Annotated in this window: 20 protein-coding genes; 11 read left to right on the top strand and 9 right to left on the bottom strand. The window is 67.4% G+C overall.

Annotated elements, in window-relative coordinates; genetic code table 11:
• Positions 1–79 precede the first annotated feature (79 nt).
• Entirely contained in the window at positions 80–1,771 is a 1,692-nt protein-coding gene (locus tag J0I47_RS03270; protein ID WP_294045005.1) for a M20/M25/M40 family metallo-hydrolase, read from the bottom strand.
• 119 nt (positions 1,772–1,890) lie between these two features.
• Here J0I47_RS03270 and J0I47_RS03265 point away from each other — a divergent pair, with 119 nt between their 5' ends.
• Both J0I47_RS03265 and J0I47_RS03260 read left to right on the top strand, forming a co-directional pair.
• Positions 1,891–2,553 (top strand): hypothetical protein, encoded by a 663-nt coding sequence (locus J0I47_RS03265; protein WP_294045004.1) that lies wholly within the window; start codon positions 1,891–1,893, stop codon positions 2,551–2,553.
• A 123-nt stretch (positions 2,554–2,676) separates the two neighbouring features.
• On the top strand, positions 2,677–3,534 hold the full coding sequence (locus tag J0I47_RS03260; RefSeq protein ID WP_294045844.1) for a MoxR family ATPase: 858 nt from the start codon (positions 2,677–2,679) through the stop codon (positions 3,532–3,534).
• Between the two features lie 81 nt (positions 3,535–3,615).
• Here J0I47_RS03260 and J0I47_RS03255 read toward each other — a convergent pair whose 3' ends face one another.
• On the bottom strand, positions 3,616–4,545 hold the full coding sequence (locus J0I47_RS03255) for a PEPxxWA-CTERM sorting domain-containing protein (RefSeq protein WP_294045003.1): 930 nt from the start codon (positions 4,543–4,545) through the stop codon (positions 3,616–3,618).
• A 259-nt stretch (positions 4,546–4,804) separates the two neighbouring features.
• Here J0I47_RS03255 and J0I47_RS03250 point away from each other — a divergent pair, with 259 nt between their 5' ends.
• The 3 genes from J0I47_RS03250 to J0I47_RS03240 are packed head-to-tail and all read left to right on the top strand — an operon-like array spanning position 4,805 to position 8,074.
• Positions 4,805–5,362, top strand: coding sequence for a CHAP domain-containing protein (locus J0I47_RS03250; RefSeq protein ID WP_294045002.1), 558 nt, complete (start codon positions 4,805–4,807; stop codon positions 5,360–5,362).
• Between the two features lie 43 nt (positions 5,363–5,405).
• Positions 5,406–6,851 carry a hypothetical protein gene (locus J0I47_RS03245; RefSeq protein ID WP_294045001.1) on the top strand — a complete coding sequence of 482 codons (1,446 nt, stop codon included), beginning with the start codon at positions 5,406–5,408 and terminating at the stop codon, positions 6,849–6,851.
• Positions 6,852–6,895: 44 nt separating this feature from the next.
• Entirely contained in the window at positions 6,896–8,074 is a 1,179-nt protein-coding gene (locus J0I47_RS03240) for a VWA domain-containing protein (protein WP_294045000.1), read from the top strand.
• Positions 8,075–8,087: 13 nt separating this feature from the next.
• Here J0I47_RS03240 and J0I47_RS03235 read toward each other — a convergent pair whose 3' ends face one another.
• The 4 genes from J0I47_RS03235 to J0I47_RS03220 form a co-directional block, all read right to left on the bottom strand.
• Positions 8,088–8,435, bottom strand: coding sequence for a PilZ domain-containing protein (locus J0I47_RS03235; RefSeq protein WP_294044999.1), 348 nt, complete (start codon positions 8,433–8,435; stop codon positions 8,088–8,090).
• A gap of 74 nt (positions 8,436–8,509) precedes the next feature.
• Positions 8,510–8,653: a hypothetical protein gene (locus tag J0I47_RS03230; RefSeq protein ID WP_294044998.1), complete on the bottom strand. Its 144-nt coding sequence runs from the start codon at positions 8,651–8,653 to the stop codon at positions 8,510–8,512.
• Positions 8,654–8,790: 137 nt separating this feature from the next.
• Positions 8,791–9,987 (bottom strand): DUF1343 domain-containing protein, encoded by a 1,197-nt coding sequence (locus J0I47_RS03225; RefSeq protein WP_294044997.1) that lies wholly within the window; start codon positions 9,985–9,987, stop codon positions 8,791–8,793.
• Positions 9,984–10,466: a DOMON-like domain-containing protein gene (locus J0I47_RS03220; RefSeq protein WP_294044996.1), complete on the bottom strand. Its 483-nt coding sequence runs from the start codon at positions 10,464–10,466 to the stop codon at positions 9,984–9,986. Before J0I47_RS03220 ends, J0I47_RS03225 begins: the two co-directional genes overlap by 4 nt.
• A 171-nt stretch (positions 10,467–10,637) precedes the next feature.
• On the opposite strand from J0I47_RS03220, the gene rimO reads away from it, so the two are divergent.
• The 4 genes from rimO to J0I47_RS03200 all read left to right on the top strand — a co-directional run bounded on the left by rimO (position 10,638) and on the right by J0I47_RS03200 (position 15,981).
• On the top strand, positions 10,638–11,966 hold the full coding sequence (gene rimO, locus J0I47_RS03215; RefSeq protein ID WP_294044995.1) for a 30S ribosomal protein S12 methylthiotransferase RimO: 1,329 nt from the start codon (positions 10,638–10,640) through the stop codon (positions 11,964–11,966).
• 69 nt (positions 11,967–12,035) lie between these two features.
• Positions 12,036–13,022, top strand: coding sequence for a hypothetical protein (locus tag J0I47_RS03210; RefSeq protein ID WP_294044994.1), 987 nt, complete (start codon positions 12,036–12,038; stop codon positions 13,020–13,022).
• 176 nt (positions 13,023–13,198) lie between these two features.
• Positions 13,199–14,602, top strand: a complete 1,404-nt coding sequence (locus tag J0I47_RS03205) for a serine hydrolase domain-containing protein (protein ID WP_294044993.1) — start codon at positions 13,199–13,201, stop codon at positions 14,600–14,602.
• The gene (locus J0I47_RS03200; RefSeq protein ID WP_294044992.1) at positions 14,599–15,981 is read left to right on the top strand and encodes a M17 family metallopeptidase; all 1,383 of its coding nucleotides are present in this window, start codon (positions 14,599–14,601) and stop codon (positions 15,979–15,981) included. The genes J0I47_RS03205 and J0I47_RS03200 overlap by 4 nt, the downstream gene beginning before the upstream one ends.
• Positions 15,982–16,011: 30 nt before the next feature.
• Here the strand turns inward: J0I47_RS03200 and J0I47_RS03195 are convergent, their stop codons facing one another.
• Together J0I47_RS03195 and tpiA are read right to left on the bottom strand one after the other, a co-directional pair.
• Positions 16,012–16,305: a hypothetical protein gene (locus J0I47_RS03195; RefSeq protein WP_294044991.1), complete on the bottom strand. Its 294-nt coding sequence runs from the start codon at positions 16,303–16,305 to the stop codon at positions 16,012–16,014.
• Positions 16,306–16,366: 61 nt separating this feature from the next.
• Entirely contained in the window at positions 16,367–17,122 is a 756-nt protein-coding gene (gene tpiA / locus J0I47_RS03190) for a triose-phosphate isomerase (RefSeq protein WP_294044990.1), read from the bottom strand.
• Between the two features lie 138 nt (positions 17,123–17,260).
• On the opposite strand from tpiA, the gene J0I47_RS03185 reads away from it, so the two are divergent.
• Together J0I47_RS03185 and J0I47_RS03180 are read left to right on the top strand one after the other, a co-directional pair.
• Positions 17,261–19,234: a peptidylprolyl isomerase gene (locus J0I47_RS03185; protein WP_294044989.1), complete on the top strand. Its 1,974-nt coding sequence runs from the start codon at positions 17,261–17,263 to the stop codon at positions 19,232–19,234.
• A 5-nt stretch (positions 19,235–19,239) separates the two neighbouring features.
• Positions 19,240–20,751, top strand: coding sequence for a chorismate-binding protein (locus tag J0I47_RS03180; RefSeq protein ID WP_294044988.1), 1,512 nt, complete (start codon positions 19,240–19,242; stop codon positions 20,749–20,751).
• Positions 20,752–20,883: 132 nt separating this feature from the next.
• On the opposite strand, the gene J0I47_RS03175 is transcribed toward J0I47_RS03180, so the two are convergent.
• A complete protein-coding gene (locus J0I47_RS03175) occupies positions 20,884–21,345 on the bottom strand; it encodes a hypothetical protein (RefSeq protein WP_294044987.1) in 462 nt (153 codons plus the stop codon).
• Between the last annotated feature and the right edge of the window lie 120 nt (positions 21,346–21,465).

The following is a 21,465-nucleotide window of genomic DNA, read 5'->3' as shown; positions in this document are numbered from 1 at the left end:
CTGACTCGCCGATGTCCGGCGGACGGGCGCGCAGCGACCCGTTCCACGTCACGGGATTTATTCCCGTGACGCACGGGCCTCAATGATCGCTGCTGTATACCGCAACACTCGGCGCGATCGGGTCGAGCAGCACCGTCAGCGCGATCACGACCGCGCCCGCCATCAGCACCCCGCTTGCCAGCGTTGCGCGGCGGCGGTCGATCGCTGGGATCAGCGGCAATAACAGCACTGCGCTGATCGCAAGCGGCAGTGCCGCGATCATCGGTGTCTTCGGCCCCACTGCTTCGAGCAGGAACCAGCCGAAGCCGAGCATGTACCCGACGCCCAGCATCGCCGCGACGACGATCGCGACGACGCCGACCATGCGCCCGGCAAACCGCTCGACCGCCACCGCGATCCCGCCGAACATCAGCGGCACCGCCAGCGGATAGGCGGCGGTCGGCGCGGTCGCCTGCGCGAACACGGCAACCACCAGCAACGGCACCGCCGCTCCCGCGACCGTGCCGATCCGCGACGGCAACCACCGCCGCATCGCGACGAACACGGCCAGACATACCAGCAGGGCCTGCGCTTCCAGTCGCGGGATCGCCGCCAGCCGGTCGTAATAATTCGTTTTGCCCCCAGCCCCCGACACCAGGTTGACGACGTACAGCGCAAGCCCGGCGATAACGATCAGCGCCAGCAACGCTCCCGCCCCGCGCAGGACGTCGCTTGCCGACCCGCGCCCCCACACCGCCGCTGCATAGCCCGCTATACCGAACGCCAGGATCACCCAGCCGATCGGCGCGGCATAGCTTACGAACACGAGACCGAACGCGTCGAAGAACACCGCGTCGGGCGCCTTGTCCGGCAGCGCCGGCGCCGTCAGCAGCGCGCGGGTCAGGTCGAGCACTTGCCGCCCCATGTCCTGCACCGCGCCCTGATCGAGCCGCTCCGGCGTCGCCATCGGCGAGTGATAGAGCGCCGGCCGGCCGATAAAGGCGAAATTGAATCCGGGTACGCCCTGGTTCTTCGCGACGGTATAGTCGGTCGAATTGGGCAGTTTCTTGTAGATGAACACGCTGAGCGAGGTCGCGACCGGGCGCGCGACATGCTCGCCGAACAGCCGCATCATCGCGCCATTGTCGGCGCCGGTCTCGAACATCTGCGTCCGCCCGCCGCCGCCCCGCGTCTCCATGTTGACGATCACGCCAACATGCCCGCGCCGCGGGTCGCTCGCGAAGAAGGTCTTGGCCCCCTCCAGCCCCAGTTCCTCGCCATCGGTCAGCAGTACCATCAGGTCGCGCGGCGGCTGGCCCTGCGCCGCGATCGCGCGGACCGTCTCCAGCGCCGAGGCGACCCCGGCGGCATCGTCGGCCGCGCCCGGCGATCCCCACACGCTGTCGTGATGCGCCATCAGTAGGACGGCGGGCAGGCTGCGCTCGCGCCCGGGCAAGACCGCAACGATGTTGGTCAGCGGCGGCATGACCGACGACTTGCTCCACCCCGCCAGCCGCTCTGCACCTTCCGCATCCATTTGCGACTGCGTGGTCGCGACCGTCAGCCCCATCGACCGCAACCGCCCGACCAGATAGTCGCGCGCCTTGGCATTCTCGGCGCTCCCGGTCGGCCGCGGCGCCTGGCTGATCGCGCGAATGTCGGCCATCGCGCGTTCGGCGGAGAAGGCATCGACCGACGCAGCCGCGGAGACCGGCCCCGGCGGAGTCGTCGCGACGATCGCCAGGATGATTGCCCCCACCGCCGCGATCAGCAGCGCCCACCATCCCCGCATCGGCTTCCTCTCCCGTTCTGAAACAAAGGGGTATCGCAAATCGGACCGCTGTAAACCCGGTCTTTACGCTGCCCGACTACATCCCCCGGATCGTGACTCATCAGCCGCGTCGAGGAAACATGCCGGTGGACACCCAGTTCGATCGCCAGAGTGCCAGTTGGAGCGTACTGACCGCTCTGGCCGACGCCGACGGTTCGGCGCGCCATCCCTTCGTCGCCATGATGGGTGAGCGCAGCGCGCCGACGCGCGACTTGGCCGATGCCGTCCATCTGCTGTGCGCGCTCCACGGCCGCCAGCCGGGAGTGATCGACCATGCGCTGGCGCACGGACCGACTCCCGCCGCCGAGGCATGGCTGGAGGAAGCCGCCTCCGCCTTCGCGGAGGAACGCGCGCTGCTCGCCCGGCTGACCGCCGCCGCCGGTCCGATCCCCTCGACGCCGGGGCAGGCCGAGTCGGAAGCCGCCGTCACGCATCAGCAGCATGCGTTGGACATGCTCGCTCAGTCCGATCGCACGGGCTGTGCGGTCGGCGCGGCGATGGCGCTGGTGCTCGACTGGCGCGCGGTGCGCGGCGTGCTCGACGCCGCCGCGACGCGGGCCGGATCGCCGATCCCGGCATCGTCACTGCCTAGCGATATCGATACCGCGACGCTCGCCGCCGAACTGGCGTCCGCCCCGGCGATCGAACGCGCGATGAGCTTCGGCGCGCAGCAATTGCTCGCCCAGCATCGCGCGTTGTGGGATCTGGCCGAAGCGCGCAAGTCGGCAAGAGACCGGCACTAAGGTTCGGCGCGGCGGAGCAGCGCTTCCGGCCGATGGCGCGGCTTTGCCGCGCCGCTACCCTTGCCTTTCATCCAGTAGCTGACCAAAACCAAACCCGAGTTTCGAAAATCGGGGACGGTAATGATTCGCTTCGAAGGCACGCAGAGCTATGTCGCGACCGACGACCTGAAGGTTGCGGTCAACGCCGCCGTCCAGCTCCGCCGCCCGCTCCTCGTCAAGGGCGAGCCCGGCACCGGCAAGACCGTGCTGGCCTATGAGATCGCCAAGGCGGTGAACGCGCCGCTGATCGAGTGGAACATCAAATCGACCACCAAGGCGCAGCAGGGCCTGTACGAATATGACGCTGTCGCCCGCCTGCGCGACGGCCAGCTCGGCGACGAGCGCGTCCACGACATCAAAAACTACATCCGTAAGGGCAAATTGTGGGAGGCGTTCACGAGCCCCCAGGTCCCCGTCCTGCTGATCGACGAGATCGACAAGGCCGATATCGAGTTCCCCAACGACCTGCTCCAGGAACTCGATCGTATGGAATTCCATGTCTACGAGACCAAGGAGACGGTGCGCGCGGCCGAGCGCCCGATCGTCGTCATCACCTCGAACAACGAAAAGGAACTGCCCGACGCGTTCTTGCGCCGGTGCTTCTTCCACTACATCAAGTTTCCCGACCGCGAGACGATGCAGGCGATCGTCGACGTCCACTTTCCCGGTATCCAGAAAATCCTCGTCTCCAAGGCAATGGACATCTTCTACGACGTGCGCGAGGTGCCGGGGCTGAAGAAGAAGCCGTCGACCAGCGAACTGCTCGACTGGCTCAAGCTGCTGCTCCACGAGGACATGCCGCTCGACGTGCTCCAGAACCGCGACCCGACCAAGGCGATCCCCCCCTTGCACGGCGCATTGCTCAAGAACGAGCAGGACGTGATGCTGTTCGAACGCCTCGCCTTCATGGCCAAGCGGCAACAGGGCGGCGCGCCGCGCTGATCGCTTAGGAGTTTCACGCAAAAAGAAAGGGGTCGCCGGACATCATGCCCGGCGGCCCCTCTTCGTTCGATCAGGCCGATCTCAGCCGAACACGACCTTGGCACGCCGGCGGCTGCGCAGCGCAGCGCCCATCGCGCCGAAGCCCAGCATCATCATCGCCCAGGTCGCCGGCTCCGGCACGGCGGCGGTCGCGACTTCGAAGTTGCTGCTGTACGCGGTCTGGCCGAACGCGACGTTCACATTGTCGACCGCGCCGGTGAAGGTGCCGTCCCAGCCCGAGCCGAACCCGACCTGGATGCCGTACACGCTGAGCTGCGACCCGGCATTGTCGGCGATCCACTGCGCCAGCGTCTTGGTCCCGCCCGCAGTCGCATTCGTCGGCCCGAGCAAGGCATTGTTGGTCCAGAACAGTCCGGTGTTCAGGTCGCCCGACCCGGTCAGCCAGGTGTTGGTCGCGGACGGACCGGTGCCGAGGTTGTACGCCGCTTCCCAGATCAGCGTGCCGGCGAACACCCCGTCCTTCAGGATGTTGAGCCGCAGCACCGGCGTCAGGTAATTGGTCGCGGTCGACGACGCATCGCGCAGGTAATCATACGAATAGCTCGTCAGGCTCGACAGCGCGATCGGCGACACGGCGCCGTTGGAGCCGAAATAATATTGCAGGTCGGCCTTGCCGGTCTGCGCCTGGGTCTGGTTGAAATAGGCCGATCCGTTGCCGTTGCGGGCATAGTTGGTCGTGATCCCGACCGTCGTCCCGGCACCGACATTGTCCTGATACCAGCTGTTGAGCACCGGCATGCCATGCGCGCGATTGGCGTCGGCATTCGGGCCCGGCCCGACGACGGTGGTCGTGGTGCCCGAGGCATTAGTCGTCGTCGTGTAGGTGCTGGTGCCGGCGGCGCCGTTCAGGTTCTGCAGGCTGGTATTGTAGACCGTGGCGGCTAAAGCCGGCGTGGCGGCAGTCGCCATGACGAACGCCGTCACCGCCGACGCGCGCGAAAAAATGCTCATCGCTGAACTCCCCTATTATCGATCGGTCCCACCCTGGCCGATCGTTAAGGTATTCATAAATCGATTATTAATCATGGCAAGCATGGTGACTCAATCTTGTTCCGTTTTGAGACGAATTGGCCGCTCGCTCGAAGCGGGTAGCCTGCGACACCACGCTTTTTACTGACCACCGACTGTCGAACGCGGGCTGGTTACCGCCGCGTTAACCATATTCGCTCACGCTTCGCTCAGCCTGTCGGCGGTAGGACGGCCGACGGGCATGAGGTATTCCATTCGACATCTTGGCGGGATCGTCGGCGCTGCGCTGGCGCTGGTCGCGGTCGCGCCGGCGGCGGCGAGTTCGCTGCTCGATTATGTCGGCCAGTGCGTGCCGTTCGCGCGAGCCGCGTCCGGCATCCAGATTTATGGCGACGCCTGGACGTGGTGGGACCAGGCCGAGGGCCGCTACGATCGCGGCGATCAGCCGAAGGTCGGCGCCGTCATCGCCTTCGCCAAGCAGGCGCGCCTGCCGCTCGGCCATGTCGCCGTCGTCAGCCGCATCGTCGAACGCCGCGTCGTCATGCTGACCCACGCCAACTGGTCGCGCCAGAACGGTGAGCGCGGCCATGCCGAACAGGACGTGACGTTGTTCGACGTCAGCTCGGACAATGACTGGAGCGAAGTCCGCGTCTGGTATCGCGACAGCGACGGACTGGGCAGCACGACCTATCGCGTCAACGGCTTCATCTACCCCGACCGCCGGACTCATGCCGCTCGCGAACTGACCGGCACCCAGCCCGATTACGTCGGCGCGTTGATCGACGCCTACGCCCGCTGAGCCCATCGCCAACGTGACAGCGCGCTGCTAGACCCGCGCGATCGTGGGAGGGTCGATCATCAACCGCCGCTACGGCATGCTGCTTGCGGCGGTTGTCCTGCTCGGCTTGACATTGCGCGTGGCGGCCGCACAGGGCGGCTTGTGGCTGGACGAGGCGTGGTCGGCGGAGCTGGCGCATCAGGCGCGGACCCCTCTCGGGGTGTTCCTGAACATCAATCACGACAATAATCATCACCTCAATTCGCTGTGGCTGCTGCTGGTCGGCTACGACGCGGCGCCGGTGCTGCAACGCGGCCTGTCGATCGCGACCGGAACGACGGCGATCGTGGTTGCGGCCGCGATCTTCGCGCAGCGCAGCAAGGGTATGGCGCTGGTCGCGGCGTTGCTGTTCGCGGTTTCGCCGATGGTCGTGACGATGGGGTCGGAGGCGCGCGGTTATGCGCCGATGTCGCTCGCGTTGCTCGTCGCGGTCCTGCTGGTGTCGCACTGGCTGTCGGATGCGCCGCTCGATCGCACGCGCCAGCGGTTGGCGCTGTGCTTCGCGTTGGGCGCACTGTCGCAACTGACGATGGTGTTCGGATGCGTCGCACTAATCGGCTGGGCGTTTCTGTCGGAAGGCGCGCGGACGAGCCCGGTAACGGCGGCCAAGCTGACGTTCGGCCTGTTCGCCCCGGCATTGATCGCCCTGTTGGCGGTGCTCGCCGTGATCGCCGGGGCGGCGCTGGCCAGTCCGACCGGGTTCCAGTTCGGCAGCTATGCGCCGTTCACGGTGCTGCTCTTCCTTCATGCCCAGATCGAGATGGTGGGATATACGATCGGCTGGCCGATCGTGTCGCTGTGGCTGCTGCCGATCGTGCTCGTCGTCGTCCTGCTGGCCCACAGGGGCGGTGCCCGGCTGACACCGTTCTACTGGCTCGCCATCGTGGCGTTTCCCCTGGCGCTGGCCATCCTTCACGCCGGCAATGTCGGGCATCCGCGCTACTATCTACTGGCGGCGATCGCGCTGTTACTGCTGCTCGCCGAGACGACGGCCACGCTGATCGCGCGTGGCGGGTGGCAGCGGATCGCCAGCGCCGGCGCAATCGTCGCGATCCTAGGCGGCGGGCTGTGGCAGGATGCGGCCCTGATCCGCAACCAGCGCGGCGATCCCACGAAGGCGATAACCGCGCTCGCGGCGCGCGCGCCGGGCGGCACGACGGTCCTGCTCGATCGGTCGACCGGGCTGGCGATGCTTCGCGTCGCCGCGGCTCACGCGCATTATCCGTTGATGGTGGTCGAGGCCGGATGTCCCGCCGCGCCGTTCCTGTTCGTCGATCGCTTCAAGGGGGAGACGTTCGACGATCCCCCGCCGCGTTGCCGTGGCGCCTATCGTCCGATCGCAAGCGCCTATGCGGTAGGGCTGTCGGGCACGCATTGGGCACTATACGAACGCGCGCCCGCGCCGAACGGCGCCACCCCGCCGCCCTCACAAAAGCCGGCCGCGCGATAGCAGGCCGGCTGGCGTTTCGGACCGCGCGCGCTTAGCATCGGGCCATGTTCTTCAACTTCCTCGACGAGCTTCGCGCCGCCGGCATCGCCGCGAGCATGAAGGAGCATCTGCTGCTGCTCGAAGCGCTCGACCGCGACGTGATCGCGCGGACGCCGGAAGATTTCTATTACCTGTCCCGCGCGATCTATGTGAAGGACGAAGGACTGCTCGACCGTTTCGACCAGGTCTTCGCCAAGGTCTTCAAGGGCATCGCGACGAGCTACGGCACGCAGAATGCCGACATCCCCGCCGACTGGCTGAAGGCGATCGCCGAGAAATACCTGACGCCCGAGGAGATGGCGAAGATCGAATCGCTCGGTTCGTGGGACGAGATCATGGAGACGCTGAAGAAGCGGCTGGAAGAACAGGAAAAGCGCCACCAGGGCGGTAACAAGTGGATCGGCACCGGCGGCACCAGCCCCTACGGCAATTCGGGCTACAATCCGGAAGGCGTGCGGATCGGCGGCGAATCGCGCCACGGCAAGGCGATCAAGGTCTGGGACCAGCGCGAGTTCAAGAACCTCGACAATACGCGCGAGCTCGGCACGCGCAACATCAAGATCGCGCTCCGCCGTCTCCGCCGCTTCGCGCGCGAGGGCGCGGCGGACGAACTCGACATCGACGGCACGATCGACGGCACCGCACGGCAGGGCTGGCTCGACGTCCGGATGCGGCCGGAGCGACGCAACGCCGTTAAGCTGCTGCTGTTCCTCGACGTCGGTGGGTCGATGGATCCCTGGGTGAAGCTGTGCGAGGAACTGTTCTCGGCGGCGACGTCCGAGTTTAAGAACATGGAGTTCTTTTACTTCCACAATTGCCCGTACGAGGGTGTGTGGAAGGACAATCGCCGCCGTTTCGCCGAGCGGACGCCGATGTGGGACGTGCTCCACAAGTTCGGCCACGACTACAAGCTGGTCGTCGTCGGCGACGCGTCGATGAGCCCGTACGAGATCACCCATCCCGGCGGCTCGGTCGAGCATTTCAACGAGGAATCGGGCGCGGTGTGGATGCACCGGCTGACGACGACCTATCCGGCGGCGATCTGGCTCAACCCGATCAAGGAAGAGCAATGGGGTTATTCGCAGTCGATCCGCATCGTGCGCGAGTTGATGAACGACCGCATGTACCCGCTGACGCTGGGTGGCCTGGACGATGCGATGCGCGAGTTGACGCGCAAGCGCTGATGTCGCGCCCCGATCAGGGGCGATAGCGGTCGCGCATCCCAGCCATCCATCCGGCCTTGGCGATCAAGCCGCCGCTCTGGAACTGGACGACATGATCGAGCGGGTCGTCGCGATCGAAGGCGATGCCGAACTGCCGTTCCGACGTCCAGGCGATGCGAGCGATGACCGGCGCGTCCTTGCCGATCGTCACCTCGATCGTCTGCCCCACCGCGATCCCCTCGACCGCATCGATGCAGGCGCCGGTGTCGGAGACGTTGCGGATGCGGCTGGTGATCGTCGCGCCCGTTTCCGGCACCACGATCCGGGCCATGCGGAAGATGCTGTCGCGCTTGGAGCGCTCGGGGGCGGAATCGTCGGACATGCCCGGGTTTCTACCCGGAAAAGCTCACCACCTTATTAAGACCGTACCGGCCGAAACATCCTAAATGGTGGAATTCACGCGCAAAGCTGCGCCAGCTTCGCCTCGAACTTGGCGACGAGCGCCAGCCGGCGGTTGCGTGCCTCCAACGTCAGCGCGGTGCGCGCGGCGACCTGTTCCTGCGCCAGCCGGCGCGCGTAAAAACGAATATCCGATTCCATGGCTCGGTCCCCGACCCGAATCCCCTGCCCGGCCGACCTGCCACCATGACGCCGCAATGGAACCCGCTTTGGGACCAGTCGCCAGAGTCGTACGACAAAGCGTTGATGCAGGTGAGTTTTACGGCGAGAAACCCCGCTCAATAGAGCAAGTGCGGTCGCCGCGCCTCGACCCACGCCGCCTCGTCGGGAATCGCCAGCGCGTCGAGGTCGCCGGGTCGCGCGCCGGCATCGTCGACCCATTCGCGCAAGCCCGGCCCGCCATTGATGACGTCGATCGCCAGCTTGTCGAACACATATTCGTACGGGAAATCGCGCCACAGGTCGTAACCGGGGTACAGCGCGCGGATCGCCTTGAACGCCAACGCCTGCAACCGCCACGGCCGGAACGCCGCATGATCGTAGGCCGCGCCCTCGGCATGGATGAACACGCCCGAGCAAAGCGCGCCGACATGCTTGTGGAAGGTCGGCTGGAACCAGATGTCGCGCAGGGTGCACCCCGCCAGCCAGTCGGGCGCGAACCGCCGCATCTCCGCAATCACCGCCTTCGCATCGATGTCGGGTGCGCCGAACAGTTCGAGCGGGCGCGTCGTCCCCCGCGCTTCGCTCAGCGTCGTGCCCTCGAGCATCACGGTGCCGGCATAGGCGCGCGCCATGTTGACGTTGGCGGCGTTTGGGCTGGGGTTGATCCACGGTCGCTCGGACGGCCAGCCGAAACCGGGCGCGGCGTCGGGCGCCCAACCCTCCATCGCGATCACGCGATAGTCGACGTCGAGCTTGAACTGCTCGATGAACCACTGCCCCATCTCGCCCAGCGTCATGCCGTGCCGCATCGGCATCGGCCCGGCGCCGACGAAGCTTTCCCACCCGGGCAGCAGCGTCAGCCCCTCGACCGGTCGTCCGGCCGGATTGGGGCGATCAAGCACCCACACGCTCTTGCCGTGCGCGGCGGCGGCTTCGAGCACGTAGAGCAAGGTCGTCACGAAAGTATAGATGCGGCACCCGACATCCTGGAGGTCGACCAGCATCACGTCGAACGTACCCATCGACTGGCCTGTCGGCCGCCGCACCTCGCCATACAGGCTGAACACCGGCATGCCGTAGGTCGGATCGGTGAAGTCCGGCGACTCCATCATGTTGTCCTGCAAGTCGCCGCGCACGCCATGCTGCGGCCCGAACACCGCCGACACGTTGAGCCCCGCCGCGACCAGCGCGTCTAGGCCGTGTGTCAGGTCTGCCGTCACCGACGCCGGATGCGCGAGCAACGCCACGCGCTTGCCGGCGAGCGGCTTGCGCAGGTCGGGGTCGGCAAGCAGCCGGTCGATACCGAATTTCATGGGCCGTCAGGTGCCGGGAGCGTCGCGATAAAGCAATCTGGGTTGTGGAAATCGGGCGGCCCGGGCGCGTGCGTCAACGCCCAGAAACTCTTCGTTCCGTCGATCGCCTCGACCACCATCGTCAGCCCGATCCGCCAATCCGCGCCGCCAATCTCGCGCAGGTCTGCCGTCGCCGTCAGCACCGGCATCGCCCAGGCCGTGACGGGAACGACGAGGGCATCGCGCATACCCTCTCGCCGCCCGTCGAACGCATAGCTCGCCCAGCGTCCCGAGGGGGACAAGTTCAATTCGACGTATCCGCTGCGCCCGACCGGCTGAACGAATGCTTCGAAACAGCTGTGCTGCCACAATTCGTCCGCACGCGCCGGGGCCGCCGGTTCGGGCCAGCGCACGCGTTCGACATCGCCTTCGATCATATAGCGCAGGGACAACACGTCGCCGCGACGGTCGATCGAGACGCCGACGGCATCGAGCGCCATGCTCGGAAAATCGGGATGGGGCTTCAGCCGCCAATTCACCATTCGCGTCTCCCCGGCGACGGCCGAGTTCGCGCTGCGACCGGCCCGCTTCTGATCCCTTGCCTCGGCGGCTGGGCGGCAAAAGGCAAGTGCTGGAAAATTTCTCGAAACGCGCTATGTGCGCCGCTCCCCATGGCTACTGTCCTTCCCTCCCCGCCCCGCGTGGGCATGGTCTCGCTCGGCTGTCCCAAAAACCTGGTCGACAGCGAGCGCATCCTGACCAAGCTGCGCAACGACGGCTATCAGATGTCGCCCGATTATGCCGGCGCCGACGTCGTGCTGGTCAACACCTGCGGCTTCCTAGATTCCGCCAAGGAGGAAAGCCTGGAGGCGATCGGCGAGGCGATCGCGGAGAATGGCCGCGTCATCGTCACCGGCTGCATGGGCAAGGAAGCCGACGCCATCCGCACGCGCTTCCCGCAAGTGCTCGCGATCACCGGCGCGCACGAATACGAGCAGGTCGTCGGCGCGGTTCACGATGCGGCGCCGATGCCGCCCAACGCGTTCCTCAATCTGGTGCCCGAGAGCGGGCTCAAGCTCACCCCGCGCCATTACAGCTATCTGAAGATTTCGGAGGGCTGCAATCACCGCTGCGCCTTCTGCATCATCCCGCAGCTGCGCGGCGACCTCGTCTCGCGCCGCCCCGACGCGATCCTGCGAGAGGCGGAGAAGCTGGTCGCGGCGGGGACGCGCGAACTGCTCGTCATCAGCCAGGACACGTCGGCCTATGGCGTCGACATCAAGCATCATCCGCGCATGTGGAAGGGGCATGAAGTTCGCGCGCACATGACCGACCTCGCGCGCGAACTCGGCAAGATCGCACCGTGGGTGCGGCTCCATTACGTCTACCCCTACCCGCATGTCGACCAGGTCATCCCGCTGATGGCCGAGGGCTTGCTGCTTCCCTATCTCGACATTCCGTTCCAGCATGCCAGCCGCAACGTGCTCAAGCTGATGAAGCGCCCGGCCAACGAGGCGAAGGTGCTCGAGCGCATCCATCGCTGGCGCGAAATCTGCCCCGACATCGCGATCCGCTCGACCTTCGTCGTCGGCTTTCCCGGCGAGACCGAGGAGGATTTCCAGTATCTGCTCGACTGGCTCGACGAGGCGCAGTTGGACCGCGTCGGCGCGTTCCGGTTCGAGCCCGTGGAAGGCGCGGCGGCCACCAACCTGCCGAACGCGGTGCCCGAGGAGGTCAAGGAAGAGCGCTACGCCCGGATCATGGAACGGACCGCCGCGATCAGCGCCGCCAAGCTCCAGGCCAAGGTCGGCCGCACCCTGCCCGTCATCATCGACGCGGTGGACGCGGACGGCGGCGCCACCGGGCGCAGCCAGGCCGACGCGCCGGAGATCGACGGCGAAGTCTTCCTGCGCGACGCCGCGCACCTCACGGTCGGCGACATCACCCCGGTACTGGTCGAGGATGCCGACGACCATGACCTCTATGGCGTACCGGCCTGACCTGTCCCGGATTCGGACGAGCGTAGGATTCGCCGAGCGCGCGCCGCTGCTTTAGGGTCGCGCGCCGTGATGAAGCGTGCGCTCACCATCCTCGCCTGGTTCCTCGCGCCGCTTCCGGTAACGGCGGCGACCGCGCCCGCTGCGGCCCCGGCGCAGCGCATCGTGTCGGCGATCGATCCGCTGTTGATGGCCAACGCCGATTTCGTCCGTCTCGCCGATCCTCAACTCTGGACCGACCTGAACGTCACGCGGATCGAGTTCCGCGACGGGCGGACCTTCTGGCGATTCTATCGTATCCGCAACCTGCGCCATCCCGCCGGACCGCTGTGGTTCGTGCCGCACGACAACGAGAATGCCGCGTTCCAGGCCGCGATCTACGCCGTGCGTGCCTATGGCGGGGAGGTCGTCGCGATCGAGGAAGCGCGTTCGATCGCCGGCCCCGATTCGCGCGGCAACGGCGACGTCGATTACGGCAAGGACGTCGACCCCAACCGCAACTTCTGGGACGCGACACCGGCCTATGCCGACGAGATCCTGGCCGGGCTCGGGCACCCGCCACGGCTGATCGTCGCGCTGCACACCAACGAGCCGGGCTTCGACGCGAGCGAATATGGCTGCGGCCCGCCGCCTTCCGGCAATACCGGGCGGGGCGAGATTTCGGTGCTGTTCTGCAACGACGTCTATTCGCCGCGCCCGTCGGTGTCGGCGCGATGGCCGTTCGATGATACCGACAGCGTCGCGATCGTCTCCTACCCGGCGCAAGGATCGCCCGCCGACGGCTTCTGCGCGCGGGCACTGGCCGAGGCCGACGCGAACATCCAGTTCGAGCATGTCGTGACGAGCGACGGGTCGCTGTCCAACTATGCGCTGTTCCATGGCCTGCCCTACGTCAACTTCGAGACGCAGGAGCGCGGCATCACGCCGGAGGGGTTGGGCGATGCGCGGACGCGGCTGCTGGCGATGATCGACCTGGCGATGATGCGCTGTGCGCCGGTCGAGGGCGTGACGTTGCAGCGAGTTGTCCGACCGCCGCCGCACGGTCGCAAGCGGCGCTAAAAGTTACTCCACCCCGGCGAACGCCGGGGCCCAGGTGGGAGACGATGATGGTGGGTGCATCGCTCACTTACTCTGCTCCTCCCAACTGGGCCCCGGCATTCGCCCGGGTAGTCGTGAAAAGGCAGGTTTCGTCGGAGGACTAGCGCCCCCGACGCGCGCAGCTATGGTGCGCCACCATGAAGCCACGCCATCTGATCGCGCTGCTCGCGTTCGTCGCCCCGCCCGCCCTCGCCCAGGACCTGACGCCCACCGACACCGCCAGGGTCGATGCGATCGTCGGTGACGTGCTGGCGAAGACCGGCGTCCCCTCCGCCTCGATCGCGATCGTGCGCGACGGCAAGATCGTGCTGGCGAAAGCGTACGGCAAGCAGTCCGAGACGCTGGCCACGCCCGACGCAGCTCGCCCGTACCAGATCGCCTCCATATCCAAGCAATTCACCGCCACCGCCATCCTGCTGCTCGCGGACGAGGGCAAGTTGAGCCTGGACGACAACGTCGCCAAATGGGTGCCGGGGATCACCGACGGCGACAGGATCACGATCCGGCAATTGCTCAGCCACACGTCGGGGCTGCAGGATTACTGGCCGCAGGATTACAGCTTCGCCGCGATGGCGAAACCAGTGACGCCGCAGGGCATCCTCGATCACTGGGCGAAGAAGCCGCTCGACTTCGCGCCGGGGACGCAGTGGCAATATTCGAACACCGGCTATGTCGTCGCCGGGCTGATCGTGGAGAAGGCTGCGGGCAAGCCGCTGCTCGCCTACCTTCAGGACAAGGTGTTCAAGCCATTGGGCATGAAGGCGATCGACCAGGACAAGGCGATCGGCCCGGCCTTCCCGCAAGGCTATGGCCGCTACGCGCTCGGCCCGGTGCGGCCGGAGAAACCCGCCGCCTCCGGCTGGCTCTATGCCGCCGGTGAACTGTCGATGTCGGCCGCCGACCTCGCCAAATGGGATATCGCAAGGATCGACCGGACCGTGCTGACGCGCGCCGACTGGACGACCCAGGAAACCCCGATCAAGCTGACCGACGGCACCGACACGCATTACGGGCTCGGCGTGTTTTCGGGCCTGCAGAACGGCCGGCCGTATGTGGAGCACAGCGGCGAAGCGGTCGGCTTCATCTCGGAGAACATCGTCTTCCCGCAGGACAAGGCGGCGTTCGTCGTGCTGACCAATTCCTGGTCGGCCGGCGCGGCGTCGCAGATCGCGAGCAAGCTGGCGCTCACCTTCCTGCCCGCGCTGGCCAACGCGCCGGCGACGGGCGACGATGCGCAGGCGGCGGCGAAGGCGCGCCAGGTGTTCGACCAACTCCGCGCCGGCACGGTCGATCGCGCGATGCTGACCGACGACGCCAATTACTATTTCACCCCGACCGCGATCGCCGACTACCGAGCCAGCCTGGCCCCGCTCGGCGAGCCGCAGAGCTTCGCTCAGGCGGGCAAGACCAGCCTGCGCGGCGGCTATGTCATTCGCGGATTCGCGATCAAATATCCCGACCGCACGCTGCGGCTGAGCACCTTCTTCGATCCCGCGACCGGCAAGATCGAGCAGTTCCTCGTGACGCCGAGCGGCCAGTGACCGACTTCGCCGCCCTGCTCCAGCCCGATCGCGGCCAGCCGGCACGCACGATCGAGGTCGTCCATCCCGACGCTTTCGCCGACTGGCTGAAGGCGCAGCCGCCGCGCATCCGTAGCCTGCTGACCGCGCAGAAGGTGACCGGCAAGGCGGGCGACAAGGCGATCGTGCCAGGCGACGCGGCGGAGGACTGGTCGGCGTTGCTGGTGTGCGACGAGGATATCGCGTCGCCGTGGCGGATCGCGTCGCAGCCGGAGAAACTGCCCGAAGGCATCTATCGCCTGAAATCGGGTGAGGTCGGCGCGGCCGGGCTCGGCTGGCTGCTCGCACAGCACCGCTTCGACCGCTACGCCAAGGCGAAGGACGCCGCCCCGCGCATCCTGCTGACCGGCGATCCGGCGAGCATCGACGAGACGGTGCGGCTGGCGCAGGCGACCGCGTTGGTCCGCGACCTGGTCGATACCGGGTCGTCCGACATGGGCCCGGCGGAGCTTGAGGTGGAGGCCGAGAAGCTGGCGAAGGCGCACGATGCCACGCTGACCGTGACGCGCGGTGATGCGCTCGCCAAGGGCTATCCAATGATCGACGCGGTCGGCCGCGCTGCCGCGAAGCATCGCGCGCCCCGGCTGATCGAGCTCGAATGGGGCGATCCGAAGCATCCGCGCGTCGCGGTGATCGGCAAGGGCGTATGCTTCGACAGCGGGGGCCTCGACATCAAACCGGCATCGGGCATGCGGCTGATGAAGAAGGACATGGGCGGCGCGGCGCACGCGCTGGCGCTGGCGAGCCTCGTCATGGGCGCGCGATTGAAGGTGCGACTGCACCTGCTGATTCCCGCGGTCGAGAATGCGATCTCGGCCGATGCCTTCCGTCCCGGCGACGTGCTGCGGACGCGCAAGGGCCTGACGGTCGAGAACACCAATACCGATGCCGAAGGGCGGTTGGTGCTCGGCGATGCGCTGACCAAAGCGGAAGAGGGTAAGCCGGCGCTGGTGATCGATTTCGCGACGCTGACGGGGGCGGCGCGCGTGGCGCTGGGGCCGGACCTGCCCGCGACCTTCGTCAACGACGAAGCGCTGGCGGCGGACCTGCTCGCGGCGGGCGAGCGGGTGCGCGATCCGTTGTGGCGGTTGCCGCTGTGGGACGGGTACGACGATTACCTCAAGTCCGACATCGCCGACCTCGTCAATTCGCCCGACAACGGCTTCGCCGGCGCGGTGACGGCCGCCCTGTTCCTCCGCCGCTTCGCCCCCGCCGGCGTCCCTTGGGCCCACCTCGACACCTTCGCCTGGCGCCCCACCGCCAAGCCCGGCCGACCGAAGGGCGGCGAAGCCTACGGCCTGCGAGCAAGCTGGGCGATGCTGAAGGCGCGGTTCGGATAGGCTGCTTGTGGGTGGGAAGCTGACGTTTGCTCAATCGCGCGGCAATTTGGCAGCGATCTGCTCGAACTCGTTCGCCGTGAAGCCGGTCAAGGTGGGCATCTCCCAATCGAAGAAGCACTTGTCGGCCACGGCATGCAAGATCAAGCTGCGCACGCCCAAAATTTCGGTAAGCGACAAGCTGGTATTAGGGACAACCCCAAGCGCTGCCTCTGCTAAACGGTCGGCGAGTGGCTCGATGCTCGGGGATGTGACAACCAACTCACCATCGCGCTCAAGTTCAGCGATGGTCATTGCAAGTGTTCGGCTCAACTGCTCGTCGGTCACGCTTTGCTACCCTCTCCGGGCGCGTAATGCCCGAAGTACCGCAACGTCTTCAACTGGGTCGCTACCTGCCGCCCACCCTCGCCGCCGCCTCAATGATCGGCACGAACTTCGCGGCGGTCAGGCTCGCACCGCCGACCAGGGCGCCGTCGACATTGTCGAGGCTGAGAATCTCGGCGGCGTTGTCGCCCGTCACCGAGCCGCCGTACAGGATCCGCATGTCGAGCGCGGTGTCGCCGATCATCTGGCGCAGCTTGGCGCGCGCGATCGCATGCATCGCGGCGATGTCGTCCATTGTCGGCGTCCGCCCCGTCCCGATCGCCCAGCGCGGTTCGTAGGCGAGCGTCAACCAGTCAGCATGCGCGTCGTCGGGCAGCGATTTCTCGATCTGCGCCTGCACCACGCGTTCGGCGCGGCCGGCGGCGCGTTCGGCCTCCAGCTCGCCGACGCACAGGATCACGCCGAGACCGTGGCGGTGCGCGGCGGCCGCCTTCATGAAGGCATCGTGACTGGTTTCGTGCTGGTCGCCGCGCCGTTCGCTATGGCCGACGATCGTGAAGCTCGCGCCGGCCTCCAGCACCATCGGCGCGGAGATACAGCCGGTGTGCGCGCCGCTGTCCGCTTCGTGCACGTCCTCCGCGCCGACCGCGAGGTTCGGCACGCGTGCATGCGCCGGCGCGATCAACGTCGCCGGCACCGCGACCGACACGTCGACGCCGGGATTCGCGACCGCCGCCGCCGCGATACCGTCCAGTTCGGCCAGGCTCGCCAGCGTGCCGTTCATCTTCCAGTTGCCCGCGATCAGCTTGCGCCGTGCCACATCGTCCTCCGTCCGCTTATGATTTGCGGCCGCGATAGCCGCGCCACCCCCGCCCGCCAAGCGCTGCCGCTTGATGCCGCGCGAACCGGCCCCTAAAGCGAGCGCTTCCTGTTCCCGTTTGCAATCGATCGGCCTTCAATGCTCGGCATCTTTCGCGGCTTCCTCAAATCGCGCGTCGGCGTGATTATCACTTTCGTCGCGTTGGGCGTGATCGCGCTGGCGTTCGGCCTGTCGGACATCAACGGCAGCCGCGGCGCGCTGAGCAGCAGCAGCGGCGGCGACACGCTGGTGACGGTCGGCAAGCAGACGATCACCGCCGACGATGCCAAGACCGACACGCAGCGGCTGTACGACCAGAATCGCCAGCAATATCCGCAACTCCAGATGGCGGAGTTCATCGCCAAGGGCGGGTTCGACCAGCCGCTGGCGCAGAAGATCAACGCGCTCGCGCTCGTGTCGTTCGCCGACAGCCTGGGGATTCGCGTCGGCAAGAGCCTGATCGACAGCGAGATCACGCAGATCCCGGCGTTCCGCGGGCTCGACGGCAAGTTCGACAAGAACGCCTACCTCCAGGTGCTCCAGCAACAGCGGCTAACCGACCGCGACGTCCACGACCAGCTCGGCCGCGACCTGACCGCGCGGCTGGTGATCGGCCCACTGGTGCCGCAATCGCTCGGCACGACGCCGGTCGCGGCCAATTTCGCGACGCCCTACGCCTCGATGCTGCTGGAGAAGCGGACCGGGACGATCGCCTTCATCTCGACTCGTGCGATCCCGCAGGGCGCGCCGGTGACCGATGCCGAGGCGAAGGACTATTACGCCCGCAACATCGCGCGCTACACGGTGCCGGAGCGGCGCGTGGTGAAATATGCCGAGGTCACATTCGCAGGCACGCAGGCGAAATCCGCGCCGAGCGATGCCGAGGTCGCGCAGGCCTATACCGCGCAGAAGGACAAGTTCGCCCCCAGCGAGACGCGCGACATCCGCCAGGTGGTGGTCGCCGACAAGGCCGGGGCCGACGCGCTCGCCGCCAAGGTCAAGGCGGGCACCGCGATCGACGCCGCGGCCAAGGCGATCGGGCTCGATGCCGCGACGCTGACCGCGCAGACCAAGACGGCCTACGCGACGCAGACGTCGTCCGCCGTCGCCGACCAGGTCTTCGCCGCCGCCGACGGCGCGATCCTGGGGCCGATCCAGACTCCGCTCGGCTGGGCGGTCGTCCGGGTCGACAAGATCACGCACGTGCCGGGCAAGTCGCTCGACCAGGCCAAGCCGGAACTGGTCAAGACGCTGTCGGCGCAGAAGGCCGTCGTCGCGATCAACGACCTGCACGAAAAGATTTCCGACCTGATCGCGAAGAACACGCCGATCGAGGATATCGCGCGCCAGCTCGGCCTGTCGCTCGCGACCACGCCGGCGGTCGACCCGCAGGGTAACGATCCGACCGCCGCGACGCCGCCGGCCAAGCCCGACCAGAAGCTCGCCGGCCTCGCCGCATTAGGCTTTGCGAGCCAGCCCGACGCCGACCCGCAGATGGTGCCCTCCGCGCAGGACGGCAGTTTCATCCTCGCCAAGCTCGACAAGGTGATCCCGGCGACGCCCAAGCCGCTCGCCGAGGTGGCGGAACAGGTGAAGAAGGACTTCATCATCGACCGCCAGGTCCGCGACGGCCGCATCGTCGCGCAGGACGTGACCGACAAGGTCAACAAGGGCATGCCGCTCGCCCAGGCGCTGGCCGAGACCAAGCTCAGCCTCGACGGGACCAAGCCGCTGACGGGCAATCGCGCGCAACTGCTGACCGCGCAGCGCGCACCGCAGCCGTTGATCCTGCTGTTCTCGATGCCGGTCCACACCGCCAAGATGCTGCAGGCGCCGTACAAGGGCGGCTGGTTCGTCGTCGTCGCCGACTCGTTCACGCGCGGCGACGCGCGCAGCCAGCCGGCGGTGATCGAGAAGATGCGCGGCGACCTCGCCCGCGCGCTGGGCGACGAATATTCGCAGCAGTTCGTCCGCGCTGTCCGCGACCAGGTTGGCGTCAAGCGCAACGACGCCGCGATCGCCAAGGTGCGCGCGTCGCTGGTCGGCGCGAACGGCGACGCGTCGGGACAATAGGCGCGATGACCGAGGGCACGGCGTCGGCCCGCGCCGCGCTCGCCGCCGGGCGTCCGGCGCTGGTGTGGCGGCGGCAGGTCGCCGACACCGAGACGCCGGTCGGCGCCGCGCTCAAGCTGATCGAGCCCGAACGCGGCGATTTCCTGCTCGAGTCGGTCGAGGGTGGCGCGGTGCGCGGGCGGCACAGCCTGATCGGGCTGGCCCCCGACCTGGTGTTCCGTGCCGAGGGGGAGCGCGCCGAGGTCAACCGTCACTGGCTGACCGATCGAGCCGCGTTCGTGCCGTGCGAGCAGGCGACGCTGCCGGCGTTCCGCGATCTGGTCGCTTCCTGCCGAATGCCTGAGGTGCCCGCCGAACTGCCCCGCGCGCTGGCGTGCCTGGTCGGCTATTTCGGGTATGAGACGATCGGGCTGGTCGAGCGCCTGCCGCGCGCCGCCGGGCCCGGCATCGGCCTGCCAGACATGGTGTTCGTGCGGCCGACCGTCGTCGTGATCTTCGACCGGTTGACGGACCAGCTTTACCTTGTCGCACCGCTCTGGCCGGACAGCGGGCTCGACCCCGACCGCGCGCTGGCGCTGGCGGAAGAGCGGATCGACGCGACCGCCGCGCGGCTGGCGCAACCGGTGGCACCCCCCGGCCCGCGCGCCAGTGACGTCGCCGAGCCCGCCTTCACCCCCGTTCTGCCCGCGGGCGCCTATCGCGACATGGTGTTGCGCGCGAAGGAGTATATCGCGGCGGGCGACATCTTTCAGGTCGTGTTGGCGCAGCGTTTCACCGCGCCGTTCGCGCTGCCGCCGGTCGAGCTGTACCGCGCGCTGCGCCGCGTGAACCCCTCGCCGTTCCTCTATTTCCTCGACCTGCCCGGCTTCGCGCTTGCGGGCTCGAGCCCCGAGATCCTCGTTCGCCTGCGCGACGGCGAGGTCACGATCCGTCCCATCGCCGGCACGCGTCCGCGTGGCGCGACCCCGGCCGAGGACGAGTCGAACCGCACCGCCCTGCTCGCCGACCCGAAGGAACGCGCCGAGCATCTCATGCTGCTCGACCTCGGCCGCAACGATGCCGGCCGGGTGGCCGCGCCGGGCAGCGTGACAGTGACCGACAGCTACATGGTCGAGCTCTACAGCCACGTCATGCACATCGTCTCCAACGTGACGGCGCGGCTGGACGCGGGCAAGGACGCGCTCGACGCGCTGTTCGCGGGGTTTCCGGCGGGCACCGTCTCCGGCGCACCCAAGGTCCGCGCGTGCGAGATCATCGCGCAACTGGAACCGGAAGCGCGCGGCGCGTACGCCGGCGGCGTCGGCTATTTCTCGCCCGACGGCAACATGGACAGCTGCATCGTGCTCAGGACCGCAGTGGTGAAGGACGGCGTGATGCACGTCCAGGCCGGCGCCGGCATCGTCGCCGACTCGACCCCCGACTACGAACAGCGCGAGTGCGAGGCGAAAGCCGGCGCGCTCCTTGCCGCCGCTCGCGAAGCCGTCGCGCGCGCGGGCGAAGTACATTACGGGCAGTAACATCTTCCCCGACAGGGCGTGAGGTATCGCTGAAAATGACCGAAGGTGGCGGATACGCGACAATAGCGGTCGCTATCCCCCCCTCCCGTCAGGCTACGCCTGCCGCCACCTCCTGGTGGGGAAGGATAAAAATCACTGACCATCCGGCGCGTTGGGATCCTGGTCGGTCCCTTTCACGCGCTTTTCTGCCTTGAACGCCCGCGCCGCCGCACGCGCGCAGCCGGTCTGGCCGCCGCTGCCGACCGGCGAGCAGGTGTCAGGCAACCCGGCCGCCTCGCGCCCGCTCTGTTCGTCGGCGGCGACGCGGTTGGTCCAGGCCTGGCGATTGCTCGGGATCGGCCCGCGATCGCGCAGTTCCTTTGGGATGCGATAGGGATTGTCGAGCGTCGTGCACACGACCACCTCGTCACCGCTCGACGCCGGGCATTTCTGGTCGGGCGAGGTCAGCGTGACCGAGCGGATGCGCTTGGGCTGGCCCGTCTGGCCCATCGTCTGGCTCTGCGCCGACGTACCGCTCGCGGCCGTGGACTGGCTCTGCGCGATGGCGCCGACCGGCAGGGCGATCAGCGCGAGGGCAATGGCGGTGCGTATCATGACGGAAGGAGCCTTTCGATTCGTGTCTTCAACGCCCCTCTGAAAGGAACGATCCTGCAACAATCCGGCGAAATCGTGGCGCGCAATGCGATTGTCGTCGCCCGCCGGAACCGCTAGCGC

The sequence above is a fragment of the Sphingomonas sp. genome (genome assembly GCF_017304635.1).
Classification (GTDB): domain Bacteria; phylum Pseudomonadota; class Alphaproteobacteria; order Sphingomonadales; family Sphingomonadaceae; genus Sphingomonas.
This window is presented reverse-complemented; position numbering and strand designations above follow the sequence as displayed.